This is a genomic window from Brachybacterium aquaticum, assembly GCF_014204755.1.
Taxonomy (GTDB): domain Bacteria; phylum Actinomycetota; class Actinomycetes; order Actinomycetales; family Dermabacteraceae; genus Brachybacterium; species Brachybacterium aquaticum.
Window position 1 is genome coordinate 976019 of the sequence record NZ_JACHLZ010000001.1, and the last position, 15468, is coordinate 991486.

The 15468-nt window shown below is 69.3% G+C and carries 21 protein-coding genes, 1 tRNA gene and 1 pseudogene; 14 read left to right on the forward strand and 9 right to left on the reverse strand.

Going from position 1 to position 15468, the window contains the following annotated elements; all coding sequences use genetic code 11:
- Window positions 1-131: 131 nt before the first annotated feature.
- A complete protein-coding gene (locus tag HNR70_RS04335; protein WP_184324572.1) occupies window positions 132-974 on the forward strand; it encodes a maleylpyruvate isomerase family mycothiol-dependent enzyme in 843 nt (280 codons plus the stop codon).
- Window positions 975-1074: 100 nt separating this feature from the next.
- On the opposite strand, the gene HNR70_RS04340 is transcribed toward HNR70_RS04335, so the two are convergent.
- Complete coding sequence (locus HNR70_RS04340; RefSeq protein WP_184324573.1) at window positions 1075-1722, reverse strand: Pr6Pr family membrane protein; 648 nt, start codon at window positions 1720-1722, stop codon at window positions 1075-1077.
- A 121-nt stretch (window positions 1723-1843) separates the two neighbouring features.
- Window positions 1844-2776 (reverse strand): LysR family transcriptional regulator, encoded by a 933-nt coding sequence (locus HNR70_RS04345; RefSeq protein ID WP_312857560.1) that lies wholly within the window; start codon window positions 2774-2776, stop codon window positions 1844-1846.
- Window positions 2777-2960: 184 nt separating this feature from the next.
- Here HNR70_RS04345 and HNR70_RS04350 point away from each other — a divergent pair, with 184 nt between their 5' ends.
- A complete protein-coding gene (locus tag HNR70_RS04350; protein WP_184324574.1) occupies window positions 2961-4070 on the forward strand; it encodes an NADH:flavin oxidoreductase/NADH oxidase in 1110 nt (369 codons plus the stop codon).
- Between the two features lie 7 nt (window positions 4071-4077).
- Here the strand turns inward: HNR70_RS04350 and HNR70_RS04355 are convergent, their stop codons facing one another.
- The 5 genes from HNR70_RS04355 to HNR70_RS04375 all read right to left on the reverse strand — a co-directional run bounded on the left by HNR70_RS04355 (window position 4078) and on the right by HNR70_RS04375 (window position 7582).
- A complete protein-coding gene (locus HNR70_RS04355; RefSeq protein ID WP_312857561.1) occupies window positions 4078-4938 on the reverse strand; it encodes a GTP pyrophosphokinase in 861 nt (286 codons plus the stop codon).
- A 143-nt stretch (window positions 4939-5081) separates the two neighbouring features.
- Complete coding sequence (locus HNR70_RS04360) at window positions 5082-5888, reverse strand: methylenetetrahydrofolate reductase (protein WP_184324575.1); 807 nt, start codon at window positions 5886-5888, stop codon at window positions 5082-5084.
- A 28-nt stretch (window positions 5889-5916) separates the two neighbouring features.
- Window positions 5917-6573, reverse strand: a complete 657-nt coding sequence (locus HNR70_RS04365; protein WP_246375148.1) for an NAD(P)/FAD-dependent oxidoreductase — start codon at window positions 6571-6573, stop codon at window positions 5917-5919.
- An 85-nt stretch (window positions 6574-6658) separates the two neighbouring features.
- The gene (locus HNR70_RS04370) at window positions 6659-7105 is read right to left on the reverse strand and encodes an SRPBCC domain-containing protein (RefSeq protein WP_184324576.1); all 447 of its coding nucleotides are present in this window, start codon (window positions 7103-7105) and stop codon (window positions 6659-6661) included.
- Between the two features lie 21 nt (window positions 7106-7126).
- A complete protein-coding gene (locus tag HNR70_RS04375) occupies window positions 7127-7582 on the reverse strand; it encodes a DinB family protein (protein ID WP_184324577.1) in 456 nt (151 codons plus the stop codon).
- A gap of 445 nt (window positions 7583-8027) precedes the next feature.
- On the opposite strand from HNR70_RS04375, the gene HNR70_RS16475 reads away from it, so the two are divergent.
- A complete protein-coding gene (locus tag HNR70_RS16475; RefSeq protein ID WP_376768833.1) occupies window positions 8028-8225 on the forward strand; it encodes a helix-turn-helix domain-containing protein in 198 nt (65 codons plus the stop codon).
- 95 nt (window positions 8226-8320) lie between these two features.
- Here HNR70_RS16475 and HNR70_RS04380 read toward each other — a convergent pair whose 3' ends face one another.
- Window positions 8321-8719, reverse strand: coding sequence for a recombinase family protein (locus HNR70_RS04380; RefSeq protein ID WP_184324578.1), 399 nt, complete (start codon window positions 8717-8719; stop codon window positions 8321-8323).
- A gap of 290 nt (window positions 8720-9009) precedes the next feature.
- Here HNR70_RS04380 and HNR70_RS04385 point away from each other — a divergent pair, with 290 nt between their 5' ends.
- The 6 genes from HNR70_RS04385 (at window position 9010) to HNR70_RS04410 (ending at window position 13066) form a co-directional block, all read left to right on the forward strand.
- Window positions 9010-9225, forward strand: coding sequence for a hypervirulence associated TUDOR domain-containing protein (locus tag HNR70_RS04385; protein ID WP_184324579.1), 216 nt, complete (start codon window positions 9010-9012; stop codon window positions 9223-9225).
- On the forward strand, window positions 9218-9754 hold the full coding sequence (locus tag HNR70_RS04390) for a DUF488 domain-containing protein (RefSeq protein WP_184324580.1): 537 nt from the start codon (window positions 9218-9220) through the stop codon (window positions 9752-9754). Before HNR70_RS04385 ends, HNR70_RS04390 begins: the two co-directional genes overlap by 8 nt.
- Window positions 9755-9841: 87 nt before the next feature.
- Window positions 9842-10153, forward strand: coding sequence for an MGMT family protein (locus HNR70_RS04395; protein WP_184324581.1), 312 nt, complete (start codon window positions 9842-9844; stop codon window positions 10151-10153).
- 59 nt (window positions 10154-10212) lie between these two features.
- Window positions 10213-10968: a class I SAM-dependent methyltransferase gene (locus HNR70_RS04400; RefSeq protein ID WP_184324582.1), complete on the forward strand. Its 756-nt coding sequence runs from the start codon at window positions 10213-10215 to the stop codon at window positions 10966-10968.
- Window positions 10969-11310: 342 nt separating this feature from the next.
- Complete coding sequence (locus HNR70_RS04405) at window positions 11311-12300, forward strand: IS481 family transposase (protein WP_184324583.1); 990 nt, start codon at window positions 11311-11313, stop codon at window positions 12298-12300.
- A gap of 19 nt (window positions 12301-12319) precedes the next feature.
- A complete protein-coding gene (locus HNR70_RS04410) occupies window positions 12320-13066 on the forward strand; it encodes a recombinase zinc ribbon domain-containing protein (protein ID WP_221421090.1) in 747 nt (248 codons plus the stop codon).
- Here the strand turns inward: HNR70_RS04410 and HNR70_RS04415 are convergent.
- Window positions 13059-13134: transfer RNA gene (locus tag HNR70_RS04415), tRNA-His, on the reverse strand. The two genes, HNR70_RS04410 and HNR70_RS04415, sit on opposite strands and share 8 nt — an antisense overlap.
- Before the next feature lie 129 nt (window positions 13135-13263).
- Here HNR70_RS04415 and HNR70_RS04420 point away from each other — a divergent pair.
- The 5 genes and pseudogenes from HNR70_RS04420 (at window position 13264) to HNR70_RS04440 (ending at window position 15352) form a co-directional block, all read left to right on the forward strand.
- Window positions 13264-13482 carry a thiamine-binding protein gene (locus tag HNR70_RS04420; RefSeq protein WP_184324585.1) on the forward strand — a complete coding sequence of 73 codons (219 nt, stop codon included), beginning with the start codon at window positions 13264-13266 and terminating at the stop codon, window positions 13480-13482.
- 13 nt (window positions 13483-13495) lie between these two features.
- Entirely contained in the window at window positions 13496-13807 is a 312-nt protein-coding gene (locus HNR70_RS04425) for a thiamine-binding protein (protein ID WP_184324586.1), read from the forward strand.
- A gap of 58 nt (window positions 13808-13865) precedes the next feature.
- Window positions 13866-14483: a hypothetical protein gene (locus HNR70_RS04430; RefSeq protein WP_184324587.1), complete on the forward strand. Its 618-nt coding sequence runs from the start codon at window positions 13866-13868 to the stop codon at window positions 14481-14483.
- 1 nt (window position 14484) lies between these two features.
- A pseudogene (locus tag HNR70_RS04435) lies at window positions 14485-15053 on the forward strand (DJ-1/PfpI family protein).
- Window positions 15050-15352, forward strand: coding sequence for a putative quinol monooxygenase (locus tag HNR70_RS04440; RefSeq protein ID WP_184324588.1), 303 nt, complete (start codon window positions 15050-15052; stop codon window positions 15350-15352). The pseudogene HNR70_RS04435 and the gene HNR70_RS04440 overlap by 4 nt, the downstream one beginning before the upstream one ends.
- The last annotated feature ends 116 nt before the right edge of the window (window positions 15353-15468 follow it).

The window sequence follows — 15468 nt, forward strand, 5'->3', positions numbered from 1 at the left end:
CGGATACCCTCACGGGGTATCCCGAACACCCTCAGTTATACCGCTTCGGGGTATGCGTATCAAGGGGCGGACGGGCCCTTCGCGGCTCGCGAGGGGTATCGCCCGTCACACAGGAGTGCTTCGATGTCCGGGTGAGCATCGACGCCCTGGACATCATCCGCACCGAGACCGAGCGCTCCGTCGCAGCGCTCGCCGCCGCCTCCCCGGACCAGCAGGTCCCCACATGCCCCGACTGGACGGCCGACGACCTGCTGTGGCACATCGCCGAGGTCCACGAGTTCTGGGCGGCGATCCTCGCGGGCCCTGTCACCGACACGGAGCAGGCCCAGGCGATCGAGGAGGGGAAGGACCCGCGGCCCGAGGGTCGCGAGGGCCTTCTCGCCCGTCGGCAGGAGGCGACCGCGTCCCTGCTCTCCCAGCTCGAGGCCCATGACGACGAGGACCCCGCCTGGTTCTGGTACTCCGCCCGCCAGGGCGTCGGCATCACCCGCCGCATGCAGACCCACGAGGCGACCATCCACCGCGTCGACGCCGAGCTCACCGCCGGCCGCCCGGTTACCCCGATCCCCGCGGACGTCGCGGCCGACGGAATCGCCCACGTGCTCGAGGTGATGTGGCCGGCCGGGTTCGAGTGGATCCCTGACTGGGCCGAGATCCGGCCCGTCGCCGTCGCCGAGATCCGCGCCGGCGACGGGGACGGCCGACTGCTGGAGATCAGCCGCTGGTCCGGCACCCGCCCCCGCGACGGCCAGGAGTTCGACGCCCCCGTGGCCCGGCTCCTCGAGGACCCGGCCCAGGCCGGGGACCTGCCCCGCGCCGTGGTCACCGGCTCCGCCCAGGCGCTGGACCTGTGGGCCTGGGGTCGCGAGCAGGCGATCGAGCGCCTCGCCGGCGACGAGGACCGGGTGCGCGTCCAGGGTGACTCCGCCGCGATCGCGCAGGTCGAGAAGCTCATCGCCGAGGGGCACGACTGATCGCCGAGGGACACGACGGGCGGGGCTCGTCCGAGGGGTCGCCGGTCGCGGGTCGCCGGTCGCCGGTCGCCGGGGGGCGACGGCGGCGCCGGCATCGGAGTCAGCCCTCGCGCCGCCGCAGCCGTCCCTCGGCCAGGTGCACGAGCAGCGCGAACACGAGGAACACCACCAGCACCACGCCGGTCGTCGCGAGCACCTGGCCCCAGGACGACGCCGTGGGGTCCAGGAAGGCGTACGGGTACCAACCGGTGATCGCGCCGCGCACCCACGTGATCACGAGGAACACGACCGGGTAGAGCAGCCACGGGCCCAGCCGCGTCCAGGAGGGCCGGCGCTGCCGGGGCGTGAGCAGCCAGTCCGCAAGCGCCGCCACCGGCGCGAGGCGGTGCAACACGATCCCGGTCCAGCCGATGTCCCACCGCCCCAGCTCCGACAGGGGCGCGACCAGCAGCGCATAGATGATCCCGGTCATCACCAGGTAGAACGTGACCGCCCCGCGCACGTCGTCGAACCAGAGCGGGCGCCGCTCCCGCGGCACCTGCGTGCTCAGGAACAGCGCCACCAGGAACAGGTTGGACTGGTTGGTGAACATCGAGATGTTCCGCGCCACGGTGCCCTCCTCCATGGCCGTGAGGAGGTTGGAGGTCAGGGCGAGGACCACGAGCGCGGCGACCCCGAAGCGCGCCGCGACGGCGACGAGCCGCGGGGCGGAGGAGCGCAGAGCGGTGCTGGTCGCGGGGGAGGTCATGGGCCGATCCTCACGTGCCAGCCCTCGGTGGGCAAGGACATCCGCAAGGACATCCGCGCGGACATCCGGGCGGACATCCGCGCGGACATCCGCGCGGATGTCCGCCCGCGCCTCGCCGGGGTCACCAGTCCCGGGCCGCCTCCGTGAGGGTCGATGCCACCCTCAGCGTGGCCGCGTTCTGCTCCGCGCCGGGTCGCTGGACGAGCAGCAGGGGCAGCGCCCCGGACCGGGGTGCATCTTCGAGCTGGACGAGCCGTCCGGCGACGAGGTCGTCCTCGACGAGCGAACGGGGCAGCACCGCGTACCCCGCGCCGGCCCGCACGGCGACCTTCGCCGCGTGCACGCTCGGCACGGTGAGTGCCGCACCGACCGCCGGATGCTGCTTGCCGTACTGGGTGCGCCAGTAGCGGCGCACCAGGGCCATGTCGCCCTCGGTGCTGACCAGCGGCACGGTCTCCAGGGCCGAGCACACGGCCTGATCCCCGGGGCGGGACGCGACCTGCTCGGCCCACCCGGTCCCGGCGACGAGCAGGTGTTCGTCCTCGGCGAGGACCGAGACGGTCAGCGCCTGTCCGCGCGGACGCTGGGTGGTGAGCACCAGATCGTGCCGCCCCTCGCGCAGCTGATCGATGAGCTCCTCGTCGTGGCCCGTCTCCACCCGCAGCTGGACCCCGCCCGCGACCAGAGGGGCGAGCGCGGGCAGCACCCGTGAGCACAGCAGGTCCGCCGGGCCGGCCAGATGGACCGGTGCGGTGCGCCCGTCCAGCTCGCAGTTGCCCGAGGCGACCACGTCCAGGTCGTCCAGCGGCCCGGCGATCCGCCCGGCGAGCTCGTGGGCGAACGGGGTGGGCTCGACCCCGCGCGGCAGGCGCTGGAAGAGCTGGCGCCCCAGCTGCTGTTCCAGGGAGCGGATCTGCGTGGTGACCGTCGGCTGGGTGAGACCCAGCATCGGGGCGGCCGCCGTGAAGGAGCCGGCGCGGTGCACCGCGAGGAAGGTGCGCAGGAGATTGAGGTCCTGCGTGGCCGGGAGGGTCGTGGGGGTCGTGGTGCTCACACGGCAGAGGCTACGCCCCCGCGCACGCACCAGCCATAGATTTCTTCATATCATCCATCGGTTCTGCTATTGGTGGACCCGCGGGCGGAGGGTCTAGGGTGCCGGACATCGGAGCGCCCCGACGGCATCGCAGCCGCGATCGGTCGGGGCGCTCGCATGTCCTGAACCCTCCTGGAGGCACCGCATGACCCAGCACCTGCTCACCCCGATCACCCTGCGCGACCTCACCGTCCGCAACCGCATCTGGGTGCCGCCGATGTGCCAGTACTCGGTCGCGGCCCGCGACGGCGTCGCCACGCCCTGGCACCTCATGCACTACGGCTCCTTCGCCCGCGGCGGGGCCGGGGCGATCATCGTCGAGGCCACCGGCGTGCTCCCCGAGGGCCGCATCTCCCCGCAGGACCTCGGCCTGTGGAACGACGCCCAGCGCGATGCACTCGTCCCCGTCGTCGAGCTCGTCCACTCCCTCGGCGCAGCCATCGGCATCCAGCTCGCCCACGCCGGCCGCAAGGCCTCGACCCAGCCCGAATGGGGCACCCCTCACCCCGGCGCCTCGCTCCCGGAGGCCGACGGCGGCTGGACCACCGTCGCCCCGTCGGCCGAGGCCTACGCGGACCTCGCCGCCCCCGAAGCGCTCGACGAGGCCGGGATCGACCACGTCGTCCGGGCCTTCGCCGACTCCGCCCGGCGCGCCGTCGACGCCGGCTTCGACATGATCGAGATCCACGCAGCCCACGGCTACCTGCTCCACGAGTTCCTCTCGCCGCTGAGCAACCACCGCACCGACTCCTACGGCGGCGACCTCGCCGGCCGCGCCCGCCTTCTGCTGCGCATCGTCGACGAGGTGCGCGCGCTGATCCCGGGCGGGATGCCGCTGCTGGTGCGGATCTCGGCGAGCGAGTGGGTCGAAGGCGGCTTCGACCTCGAGGAGGCCACCCAGCTGGTCACCTGGCTCACCGAGCACGGCGTCGACATGGTCGACGTCTCCTCCGGCGGCAACACCCCACTGCCCGAGGGGACGCGGATCCCCGTCGGCCCCGGCTACCAGACCCCGCTGGCCGCGCACCTGCGCACGCACACCGAGATGCCGATCTCGGCGGTCGGCATGATCGACGAACCCTTCCAGGCCGAGCACGTCCTCGCCACCGGCCAGGCCGACGTGATCCGCGTGGGCCGGGCGTTCCTGCGCGACCCCTCCTGGGGTCTGCAGGCCTCGCTCGCGCTGCGCGGCGACGAGGAGCTCATCCCCGCCCAGTACCGCCGCGCCTACCGCCAGCAGTTGCGCCGCGGCTGAGCCCCGCTCAGGAGGCCGGGGCGGCTCCGGCGCCGTCGGCCGTCCCGTCGGCGGCCGCCCCGTCGGCCGACGCGGCCCCGTCCTGCCCCTCGGGCCCGGCGGGGCCGGGCCGGCCCGGGAACAGGCCGCTGCTGCGGCCCGGGGCCGGCTGCGGGCGGATCTCGCCGCGCAGGCGCTCCATCCTCCGGTCCAGCTCGTCGGCGACCCGCGCGGCCTCGTCGAGCTCGGCCCGCAGCTCGGGCGGCAGGTTCTTCTCGTACTTGTAGGCGAGCTTGTGCTCGGTGGAGGCCCAGAAGTCCATCGCGATCGTGCGGATCTGCAGCTCCACCGGCACGTGCTCGACATGGGTGGAGAGATAGACGGGCACCTGCACGATCAGGTGCAGGGAGCGGTAGCCGTTGGGCTTCGGGTTGGCGATGTAGTCCTTGACCTGCAGCACCTCGAGGTCCTGCTGGGAGGCGAGCATGTCCGCGACCCAGTAGGCATCGGCCACGAAGGAGCAGGTGATGCGCACCCCGGCGATGTCGTGGATCCGGGCGCGGATCGCCCGGACCGTCATGTCGCCCTCGGTGCGCAGCGCCTTCTCCATCAGCGACTCCACCGACTTCAGCCGCGTGCGCACGTGCTCGATGGGGGAGTAGTCGTGCATCTGCTCGAACTCCTTGCGGAGGATCTCCACCTTCGTCTGCACCTCGTCGATGCCGAACTGGTAGTGCATCCGCAGCGCCATGAACTCGTCGTACACCTGCCGAAGCCGTGCGGTGACCTCCTCCTCGTCCAGCGCATCCCGCTCGGCACGGGCGGTGACGAGATCGCGCACCCGCTCCTGCACGGGGTGGGACGGGGGCTGCGCTGCGGCATCCTTCAAGGCTCTCCTGCGATGCTCCGAGGACGGGGAGCCGATCCTGCCAGAGCGGTCTGGGGATGTCGTGAACGCCGCGCCGCTCCGCCCGGTGGTCCGCCCGCCGGTCCGCCCGCCGGTCAGCGTGCAACGGTCAGGGGGCGACGGGATCAGGTGCCGCGCGCGCCCCACCACCGCGCCGACGCCTCGAGCGCGTTGAAGGTGTACACGTGCGGGGCGGCGAGAGCGTCGATCCCCGCCGCCTCGAGCGCCTCCAGCAGCTCGTCCCCGTCCCAGTGGCCGGGGCTCAGCAGGCGCCGCACCCCGGAGCCCTCGGCAGTGAGCATCCGCAGCGAGCGGCCCACCCCGATCCGGGCGCCGACGCGTAGCAGCCGTGCCCGGCTCGCGGGGCCCGCGATCCCCGGCCGCACCGGCAGGCCGATCCCGTCCTCGCGCAACTGCGCCACCCAGGCGGCGAGGGTTGAGGCGTCGAAAAGCATCTGGGTGACCAGGTACGAGGCGTGCTCCGCCTTGCGCGCCAGCAGCTCGCGCGCCTGCGCCTCGCCGAGGAAGGGATGGCCCTCGGGATGGACCCCGATCCCGGCCGTGAGCCCGCGTTCGCGCGGAACCAGAGCCTCCAGCAGGGCGAGGGCGCCGTCGTAGGGGCCGGCCGGCTGCGGGGCGTCGCCGGCGATGACGAAGACCTCGCCGATCCCGTCGGCCGCGAGCCGGTCCAGGATGTCGTCCAGCGCCTCCGGTCCCGGGACCATGCGGGACGCCAGGTGCGGGATCGCGACGTAGCCGGCACGCGCGAGCGCCCCGGCGGTCTCGAGCGTGGCGTCGAGCCCCTGGGCGGGGGAGGCGGTGACCGTCACCCGTGCACCGGGTGGGAGGTGCACGGGCACCTGCTCCAGGATCCCCGGTAACGGGAGGACCTCGAACTGGACCCGCGCGAGCCGCGCCCGGTCGTCGGCCATCGCCGGCCCCTCGCCCGCCGAGGGCCCGTCAGGCACCGCCGGCCCCGGCGAGCGCGGCGACCTGCGGGCTCCACACCCCGCACGCGATGACCACGGTCTCCGTCTCGATCTCCCCGCGGTCGGTGAGGACGCGGCGGATCCGCCCGCCGCGCACTTGGAGTCCGGTCACCTCCGTCATCGGATGGGTCGACAGGGCTCCGGCCTCCTCGGCGCGGGCGCGGAAGATCTCCCCGGCCCGCAGCGGGTCCAGGATCGCGGCGGTAGGGCTGTGGAACCCGCCGACGAGCAGGCGCGCATCGCAGAAGGGGACCAGCTGCTGGACCTCGGCGGGGGAGACGAGATGTGCCTCCACGCCCCAGGACATCGCCGAGGTCATCCGCCGTGTCAGCTCCTGCATCCGCTCCGCGCTGCGGGCCACCTCGATCCCGCCGCAGTGCTCGAGCACCCCCATCGCGGTGTACTGGCGCAGCGAGTCGACGGTCAGGTCGGTGATCTCCTTGGAGTGGTCCACGGGGAAGACGAAGTTCGAGGCGTGCCCGGTGGACCCTCCCGGGTCCGGCAGCGGGCCCTTGTCGAGCTGGACGATGCGGCGCCAGCCCAGGTCGGCCAGGTGGGCGACCGCGGCATTGCCCACCACCCCGGCCCCGATCACGACGATGTCCGCAGTTCCGGGCAGGTCAGCCATGGTGTCCTCCTCGACCTCCCGTGGCCCACCCACGGTAGCCGCGCCGGCGGGGCCGTGAACAGAGGCGGAGCACGGGCGGTCCGGGTCAGGCCGGGGGGTTGTCGTCCGCGGCGAGTGCCACCTCGAGCAGCGCGAGGGAGCGGGCGAGGCCCTGCGCGTCGACCATCGGGACGCCGTACTCCGCCCGGTTCTCGTCGCTCGATCCTGACCAGTCGTGGCCGAGGGTGACGAGCGTGCCGTTCGGGTCGGGGCGGAGCGAGCACCGCCAGGTCCAGCCCAGGCGCTCGCCGTCCACCAGGCCGGTCTCCCAGGCCACCGCTTCCCGCTCCGCGAGCTCGACGACGTGGTTGGCGGTCGAATAGTGCTCGACGTGCTCGCCGGAGCGATAGGTCATGCGCATCGTGAACACCTGGCCCACCCGCGTAAGGCGCTCGGCCGCTTCCGGCAGACCGACCATCTCGGTGTCGTCGAAGCGGTGGTGCAGGGCGGGTTCCACGAGCATCTCCCACACGGCGGAGAGCGGGGCCGGCACGAGGTGCTCCACCTCGATCCGCTACTCGTCGCGGTCCTGCTCGGCCGCGGCCGACGGGGACTCCCTTGCCTGCCAGGCCGGATCCCTTCCGCACAGTGCGACCAGTCGCTCCTGCGGGCTGGCTCCGGGGCCGACGGGGATCGGCGGAGCGAAGGCGTCCTCCTCCGCCATGAGGTGCGTGTACGGGGTGAACGCCTGCAGCAGCGCCTCGCACAGCTCGTCGTCGAGCCCCGGGTCGGCGCCGCGGGCGCGGGAGAGATCCCAGGCGTGGACGGCGAGGTCGAGGGTGCGAGTGGGGAGCTCCGGCGGTGCGGGGGCCGACGCGCTCTCCTCGCGCACGTGCGCGAGGACGTCCGCGACCGTCCAGGAGCCCGAGGGGGTCGGCGCGCCGGGATCCCCGGCGGCCTGCGCCGCCCGCGCGTACGCGGCGGCGGCCCGCCAGTGGAGGTCCTGCCATCGGGTGAAGTCCTCGTCCATGAGGACAGCCTGGCACGCCGCGGGGGAGGAGGACACCCCGTTGACCCCGGCACGGCCGCCCCGTAGCGTCGGCCCTTGACCACGACCGCCACCCGGAAATGAAGAAACGCCCTGATCACAGGGCGTTTCTTTGGGGTCACTGCGTAGCACGTTCAGCAACTTTCTCCGTCGGACGACAACGCTGGTTGAGCGCTGGAATCGGGGAGTTTACGGGGGTGCGAGGCGGGCACCGACGTTGCCAGTGCAGACGGATCGAGGGCCGCTGGTGCGGAGGATCGGGTCGGCTCAAACTTTTCTGACTCCTGCCGAGGTCGATCGACTCGTCGCGGACTACGGCGCAGGTCTGAGCGTTCGTGGATTGGCGAAGAAGTACGGCATTCATCGAGGCACTGTCTCCGCGCACCTGCGGCGACGCAACGTTGCGCTGCATCGTCCGGGACTCGGTGTGGACGACCGGGCCGAAGCTGTTCGTCTGTTCCGGGCTGGGGTATCGATGCGAGCGATCGCTCGAAGGCTCGGGGTGGGCCGGAGCCCGGTTCGGGCGGCTCTGGACGAGGCAGGCGTGCTCGTGAGCGAGCAGCCCACGTCCGAGGCCGTCAGCGAACCGGGCGGTCAAGATGCTGGCCTGGAGGCTGTCTCATAGCGCTCATAGCGTCCAGGTGCCCTTCACCTGTCGTGGTCACACGAATTCGCCCCCGCCATCTGAGGCGGGGGCGAATCTTGTGATCGTTCGGTTTGTCAGTCCTGCTGTGTGTCATCGCAGCAGAGACGCTGGGCGTCTACGGTTGCGAACTCGTACATCATGTCTCTGATGCAGTCATCGAGGACGGGGCCGCTGAGGGTGCCGCTTGCGACGTGGATGGTGACTCCGGCGTGGTCGAGCGCGTCGAAGGTGCGCATGTTGGCCAGGGGTGTGCGGCCCAGGCGCGAGAGGTCGGAGACGACCACGTCGGTGACCTCGCCGTTGGCGGCCGCGTCGAGCCGTTTCGCCAGGCCGGGTCCTGGGTGGCCGGTGTCGGTGATGATGTCGGTCTCGGTCAGGTCTCGGTCATGCAGGTACTCGCGGCAGTCGGCTTCCTGCCAGGTGGTCTGCTCAAGGTTGCCGGTCGCGCTGCGCAGGTAGATGACGGCTCTCATGATGCGCCTCCTGCCATCACCGGTGCCGGTGTAAAGACCAGCGTCTGCTCTTCCTTGGTCTGGCGGCGCGCGGCGCGGCGCATGGCGTGCTCACGGCACCGATATCACCACCCGTCACAAAGACCATCTCCACGTGACCGTCGCCGATTAATGTCGCGCGGTGAGCGCTGCATCGTTGGGGTTGCGAGCCCGAGCCGAACCGGCCGCGCGGCTCGCATGACGGCGCAGGGTTCTGGTGCCGCGGTCAGGTTGGAGTGTTTCTATGGATTGATCGTGCGGAGGGAGTCGAGATGTCTGATCGGTTCAGTGTTGGTGATCACGTGACCTGGAACTCAGAGGCGGGGCACGTCTCGGGCACGGTGACGAAGGTTCACACGACGGACTTCGACTACAAGGGTCACACTCACCGGGCGTCGAAGGACGACCCGCAGTACGAGATCAAGAGCGACAAGACCGATCACATCGCCGCTCACAAGGGCAGCGCCCTGCGGCTGATCGATGAGTGAGCCGTTCTTCACGATCGGGCACTCGACTCGGACGCTCGCCGAGTTCATCGACTTACTCCAAGGGTCTCGTGTCGAGCTGGTCGTTGATGTCCGCAGGCTTCCGGGTTCGGCCCGGTATCCGCAGTTCGACCAGGACCCGTTCTCCGTGTCCCTCGGCGAGGCGGGGATCGGGTATCGGCGCGTCGAAGGGCTGACTGGGCGTCGGCCGGTCAGCCGGGAGGTGCCGTTTGAGGTCAACGCGTGGTGGGAGAACCGCAGCTTCCACAACTATGCCGACCACGCGCTCTCTGAGGACTTCCGGCACGCCCTGGCCGAGCTCCGCGAGTGGGGAGGCACGCGGCGTGCGGCGGTGATGTGTTCCGAGGCGGTGTGGTGGCGGTGCCACCGGCGGATCATCGCCGATCATCTCCTCGCTCACGGCGAGCATGTCTGGCACATCCTCGGTCGCGATCACGTCGACGACGCGCAGCCGAGCGTCGGTGCGGTGATGGGATCTGATGGCGAGGTCAGGTATCCGGCCACACGTTAGTGGATCGCATCGTGGGTATCAGCGCTCATCCGGTGAGTCCACCGCCCAGTTCGAAGCAGACCCCAAACCACGCTCCCGAGGAGATACATGACTGGTCAAGACGAGATCACCAAGGCCGCATGCGTGGTGTTGGAGGCGATCGAACCGGGATTCGTCGCGACCTATGGCGATGTCGCCCGTCAACTGGGCATCTCCGCACGGCAGGCCGGCCGCGTGGTCAGCAGAGTGCCCGACGATGTTCCGTGGTGGCGTGTCGTTCGCGCAGATGGCACGCCGGGAATCTGTCGAGGTGGCCGAGCCGCTGGGCTGCTCGCAGCCGAGGGAGTGCCGATACGAGACGGACACGTCGATCTGCTCCACGCGCGGTATCGGTGGCCCGCCGCCGCGTGTGGGAACTGACTCGCGTCATCGAAGCGCCTCCGTTTCGCCTCGTGTTCCGCCGCTGGGAGAATGAAGGGGTGACTGACACGTTCGACGCTCTGATCGAAACCGGAGCCAGCGCAGACGTATCCGGTTGGGATTTCTCCTGGTTGGACGGGCGCGCCACCGAGGAACGACCCGTCTGGGGGTACGCGCGTCAGCTCGCCGACCGGCTGAGCATCGCCTCGGCGTCTCTGGACATCCAGACCGGCGGCGGTGAGGTGCTCGCCCAAGCCGAGACTTTTCCTCCCACGGCCGTCGCAACGGAGTCGTGGCCACCGAACGTCATCCACGCCACCCGGCTGCTGCATCCACGCGGCGTGGTTGTGGTCGCCGACCCCGACGAGCCGCCGCTGCCGTTTGCCGACGAAGCGTTCGATCTGGTCACCAGCAGGCATCCCGCGACGATCTGGTGGGAGGAGATCGCCCGCGTGCTCCAACCCGGCGGCACCTACTTCGCCCAGCACGTCGGCCCGGCAAGCGTGTTCGAGCTGATCGAGTTCTTCCTCGGCCCGCAACCCACGGCTCGCCGGGGCCGTCACCCCGACGACGAGACCACCGCCGCGCAGGCCGCAGGACTGGAGATCGTGAACCTACAGACGGCGCGGCTACGTATCGAGATCCGTGACATCGCTGCCGTGGTCTACCTGCTGCGAAAGGTGATCTGGTGGGTGCCCGGATTCAGCGTGGAGAAGTACCGTGACCGGCTCCGCGATCTCCACGACCTCATCCAGCAGGACGGCCCGTTCATCGCTCATTCCACCCGCCATCTCATCGAAGCCCGACGCCTCTAATCAGGCCACCCCGGCCAATCCAGGTTGCGGTGACATCTGCTCGAACTTCCCTGGCAAAAGCTACGAATACTGACAGCTCGATGGCCCCCGCCGAGCAAGGATTCGGGGCCGTGCGCACGATCCGCGAGACTCGCGTCCAAGGCCTCATCACTGAACTCATCTGACTCCGCATCTTGACCGGCCCGGTGCACCTGCCGGGCATGAATCCCAAGCTCGACACGAATAGCCCTAGCTGTTGCGGGTCATGACGTTGTAGTCACGGATCGGGGATGAAGGAACGGGTCCCTGACCGGCACGATGGGTGGTGCTGAAGCCGTCCATCTGCTGGAAGAGACCCGTTCCATGACCCACCGTAATTCGCCGCTGACCCCTGCCGGAAGGCTCCGCCTGGTCGAACGTGTCGAAACCGATGGCCGTCCCATCGCCCACGTCGCCGCCGAAGCAGGCATCGCCCGCTCCACACTCACGAAGTGGGTCCACCGCTACCGCGACGACGGCATCGAAGCTCTTCAGGACCGCTCCAGTGCTCCGGCCAGGCGTCCGTCGCGGCTGCCGACCGAGGTCCTCGAGCTCATCGACGCCTGGCGACGGGACCGCAAGTGGTCTGCTCGCCGCATCTCCCTGGAACTCGCCGGCCGCGGCTACCACTACTGCGTCCGCACTATCGGCAGATGGCTGCAGCGGCTGGGGATCTCCCGCCGCCGAGACCTCGACACGACAGGGGAGAACAACCGAGAGAACGGGAAGATCACCGCCCGCTTTCCCGGCCACATGGTCCACCTGGACGTGAAAAAGGTTGGGAAGATCCCCGACGGCGGCGGCTGGCGACTCCACGGCCGAGGCAATACCCGAGCACGCCATCAGCGCGCGGGCTACACCTACCTCCACTCCGCGATCGACGGCTACTCCCGCCTCGCCTACACCGAGGCCCTCGAGAACGAGACCACGGCAACCACCATCGCCTTCTTCTCCCGGGCGAGGGCATTCTTCGCTGCTCACGGCATCAATCGACTGGTTCGGGTGGTCACCGACAACGGCGCCTATTACCGCGCGAGGACCTTCGTGCGCACCGTGACCGCGCATGCTTCACGGCATCAACGGACTCGGTCCTACACGCCGCGGCACAACGGGAAAGTCGAGCGCTATCAGCGGATACTCGCCGAGGAATGCCTCTACGCCCACGCCTTCTACTCCGAAGACGAGCGGCGCGAAGCAATCAGCGTCTGGGTCCACCACTACAACTATCATCGGTCGCACACCGCCTGTGCTGACCAGCCCCCGGCCACCCGCGTCCACGAACGTGTCGACAACGTCATGACCTCATACAGCTAGTCGTGTGCATGATCATTACTTGAAGGGCACGGTGTTCTGCGGGCAGTGCGGCTCGCGGTTGCTGGTGTGCAATGCCAAGAGCAGCACCGGGAACATCTACCCGTACTTCGTGTGCGCCGACCGGCACGCTCGGCGCGGCAACTGCACGCGGCAGGCGATGCTCATCGAAGAGGTCGAGCGGCTGGTTGAGCGGCACTACGAGACGGTGCAGATCAGCGCTGAGACCCGGCACGCCGTGGGCGCACATCTGCATGCCAAGTTCGATGCGCTCATGGCCACGGAATCGGACGCGCTCACGGACCTGACGAAGGAGCGGGCCCGGCTGGAGGATGAGCAGGGCAAGCTGCTCCAAGCTCACTACGCCGGAGCGATCCCTCTGGACCTATTGAAGAAGGAGCAGGATCGCATCAGCGGCGGGCTGGAGATGATCAAGAACCGGATCGACGCCCACCACGACGAGTACGCCACGGCACGCAACAACCTGGACGACTCGCTGAACCTGCTAGAGCACGCGGCCGACATCTACGCCCGCTGCGACGACGCGAACCGCAGGCTCTGCAACCAGGCGTTCTTCACCAAGATCTACATCGAGGACGACGACGATGTACGAGTCGGCTACGCACGACCGTTCGACGCGCTGACCAACGGCGAGGTCCAGTCCGACGCCCTCACCTGGGCGGAGACCGCCCGGAACGAGAACGAGGTGCGAACCCCGGCCAAGGATGGTTCCTTGGCCGAAAGTTCACACCTCGTACCTTTGGGGTGATCGACGGGATTTGAACCCGCGACCGCCTGGACCACAACCAGGAGCTCTACCAACTGAGCTACGACCACCATGTGCGGGGCGAAGCACCGCAACGAGAGATAAGCATACCTGCTCCGGTGGCGGTTTCCGTCCGTCCAGGGCACCTGCGGATGTGAGTCACGTTGCATCACCGCGCGGGGTGGGACGAGACTGGCTCCATGATCGTCGCCTTCTCCGTCCAGCCCACCGGTGAGCCCTCCGACCCCGCGCTCGTGCGCGAGCTCGGCGAGGGGGCCGACGCCGCGAGCGTCCACGACGCCGTCGCCGCCGCGGTCGCCGTGGTGCGCGCCTCCGGCCTGCCCGCTCGCACCTCCTCGATGTTCACAAGTATCGTCCACCTAGGACATGGGTCTTTCATCCGGCCCGCAGGAATCTGAAGAGGGAACCGCCATGTTGCTTGCATTCTCGGTCGCCCCGTCCGGAACTGGCCGCGAAGATGGATCAGTCCACGATGCTGTCGCTGCCGCAGTGAAGGTCGTCCGCGCCTCCGGTTTGCCCAATAGGACGTCGAGCATGTTCACCGAGGTTGAAGGCACCTGGGACGAGGTCTTCGGCGTGGTGAAGCGTGCTACAGAGGCCGTTGAGCCATTCGGCTCGCGGGTCTCTCTCGTCATCAAGGCTGACATTCGTCCGGGCTACGAGGGCGAGCTGGACGCCAAGGTCGAACGGCTCGAACAGGCGATCTCGGAGTCAGATGAGTAGTAACTGCTCCCGCAGCCGTCCGAGACGGTGATCCTCAACTGGACGTGCTCCCGATGCGATGGGCCTCCTCGTCCCCCATGACGAGGAGGCCCCCGCCTTTTCCTCCGATACCACGCCGAGCACAGCCCCCCATGGAGACACCAGTGGTTGCTCCGATCTCGCGGATGGACTGTCCCCGGTCCCGACGAGCGAGGATGACAGTGCGCTTGTCGTCGTCGATCACCCGCGACCGGCCACCGTCCTTGCCGCGCTTCCGTGCTACCTCCAGCCCGTTCTTCGACGTGCTCCCGCCACGCATTCGCTGAGGGCGGCGGCGCTGTTGCAGAACGACGAGCTACCGCTTGCCCTCGAACGGGCCCACGATGCTGTGGACACCGTGGGTCGGGCATGCGAGGGCGATTCTGACGCCTTGCCCCTCTCCGGCATCCAACGGCTCCGGCTCTCAGTCCGCTCCGCACTCGCCGCAGGTGCGGTACTCCTCGTCTACAGGCTCGAACATGGCTCAGACCCCCGTCTTCGTCTGACGCCCACGCGCGGCCGCCACCCCGCGCACGGCTCCCACGAGATCTCGCTGGACCAAGCCGCCGATGCCTCCATGAACTTCGACGCCAGGTCCAAGGGTTGGACCAAGGTCCTCGTCGAGACCGGCATGGTGAACGGAAAGAAGGAAAACTGAGATGGCAACAGATCTTCAGGGCAAGGGGGTCGCGATCCTCGCCGCCGACGGAGTCGAACGCGTTGAGCTCGAGCACCCCCCGAAGCACGGGAACGGGCCGGCGCTCAGACCGAGGTCCTCTCGATCCACGACGGCGAGATCAAGGCCCGTAAGAACGACCTGCAGGAAGCGGGCATGTCCACCGTCGACGGGTTGGACGCCGACGCCTCGGTGGGCGACTACGGCGCCCAGCTGCTTCCCGGCGGCACGGTGAACCCCTACCAGCTCCGGGTCGACAAGGACGCCGTTTACTTCGTCCGCGACGTCGTCAGGAGTGGCGAGCCCTTGGCGGCGATCTGTCATGGGCCCTGGACATTGATCGAGGCTGGCGTGGTCGGAGGTCGCACCTTGACGTCCTTCCCAAGCATCCGCACGGACCTGCGCAACGCCGGTGCGGACGTCGTCGACCAGGACGTCGTGGTCGACGGGAACCTGATCACCAGCCGCTCACCCGACGACCTGCCTGGGTTCTGCGATACGATCATGGCGAATTCTGCGAGCAATTCGACCCAGGGCGAGGTGACGTCATGAGCGTGACAAAGGGACTGCTAGTCAGGCTGGAGGCCTTGCCCGGCAAGGAAGACGAGGTCCAGGAATTTCTCGGCATCGGGCGAGGGCTCGTCGAGGAGGAACCGGCCACTGTCGCGTGGTTCGCGATCCGTCTCGGCCCGTCCTCATTCGGGATCTTCGACGTGTTCCCCGATGACGCCGGCCGCGACGCGCACCTGTCCGGCGCAGTCGCAGCAGCTCTCGGCGAGCAGACCGGCAAACTGTTCAGCGAACCGACGATCGAGAAGCTCGACGTCCTGGGCTCCAAACTCCCCGCCTGACACCACAGAACGGGAGTACTGGCCCCGAAAGGAGGGGTCGATACGCGCGGTGACTTCGGGCTTGCACAGCCCGCTGACGTCGTGACAGCGGCCCCGTCTCTTGCGACGTATCGCTC

What these genes read in the sequence shown, in the direction of transcription:
- HNR70_RS04340 (WP_184324573.1), bottom strand. Translation starts at nt 1,722, where the DNA reads ATGACCTCCCCCGCGACCAGCACCGCTCTGCGCTCCTCCGCCCCGCGG.
- HNR70_RS04350 (WP_184324574.1), top strand. Translation starts at nt 2,961, where the DNA reads ATGACCCAGCACCTGCTCACCCCGATCACCCTGCGCGACCTCACCGTC.
- HNR70_RS04360 (WP_184324575.1), bottom strand. Translation starts at nt 5,888, where the DNA reads ATGGCCGACGACCGGGCGCGGCTCGCGCGGGTCCAGTTCGAGGTCCTC.
- HNR70_RS04365 (WP_246375148.1), bottom strand. Translation starts at nt 6,573, where the DNA reads ATGGCTGACCTGCCCGGAACTGCGGACATCGTCGTGATCGGGGCCGGG.
- HNR70_RS04375 (WP_184324577.1), bottom strand. Translation starts at nt 7,582, where the DNA reads ATGGACGAGGACTTCACCCGATGGCAGGACCTCCACTGGCGGGCCGCC.
- HNR70_RS04380 (WP_184324578.1), bottom strand. Translation starts at nt 8,719, where the DNA reads ATGAGAGCCGTCATCTACCTGCGCAGCGCGACCGGCAACCTTGAGCAG.
- HNR70_RS04385 (WP_184324579.1), top strand. Translation starts at nt 9,010, where the DNA reads ATGTCTGATCGGTTCAGTGTTGGTGATCACGTGACCTGGAACTCAGAG.
- HNR70_RS04390 (WP_184324580.1), top strand. Translation starts at nt 9,218, where the DNA reads ATGAGTGAGCCGTTCTTCACGATCGGGCACTCGACTCGGACGCTCGCC.
- HNR70_RS04395 (WP_184324581.1), top strand. Translation starts at nt 9,842, where the DNA reads ATGACTGGTCAAGACGAGATCACCAAGGCCGCATGCGTGGTGTTGGAG.
- HNR70_RS04405 (WP_184324583.1), top strand. Translation starts at nt 11,311, where the DNA reads ATGACCCACCGTAATTCGCCGCTGACCCCTGCCGGAAGGCTCCGCCTG.
- HNR70_RS04420 (WP_184324585.1), top strand. Translation starts at nt 13,264, where the DNA reads ATGATCGTCGCCTTCTCCGTCCAGCCCACCGGTGAGCCCTCCGACCCC.
- HNR70_RS04425 (WP_184324586.1), top strand. Translation starts at nt 13,496, where the DNA reads ATGTTGCTTGCATTCTCGGTCGCCCCGTCCGGAACTGGCCGCGAAGAT.
- HNR70_RS04430 (WP_184324587.1), top strand. Translation starts at nt 13,866, where the DNA reads ATGGGCCTCCTCGTCCCCCATGACGAGGAGGCCCCCGCCTTTTCCTCC.
- HNR70_RS04440 (WP_184324588.1), top strand. Translation starts at nt 15,050, where the DNA reads ATGAGCGTGACAAAGGGACTGCTAGTCAGGCTGGAGGCCTTGCCCGGC.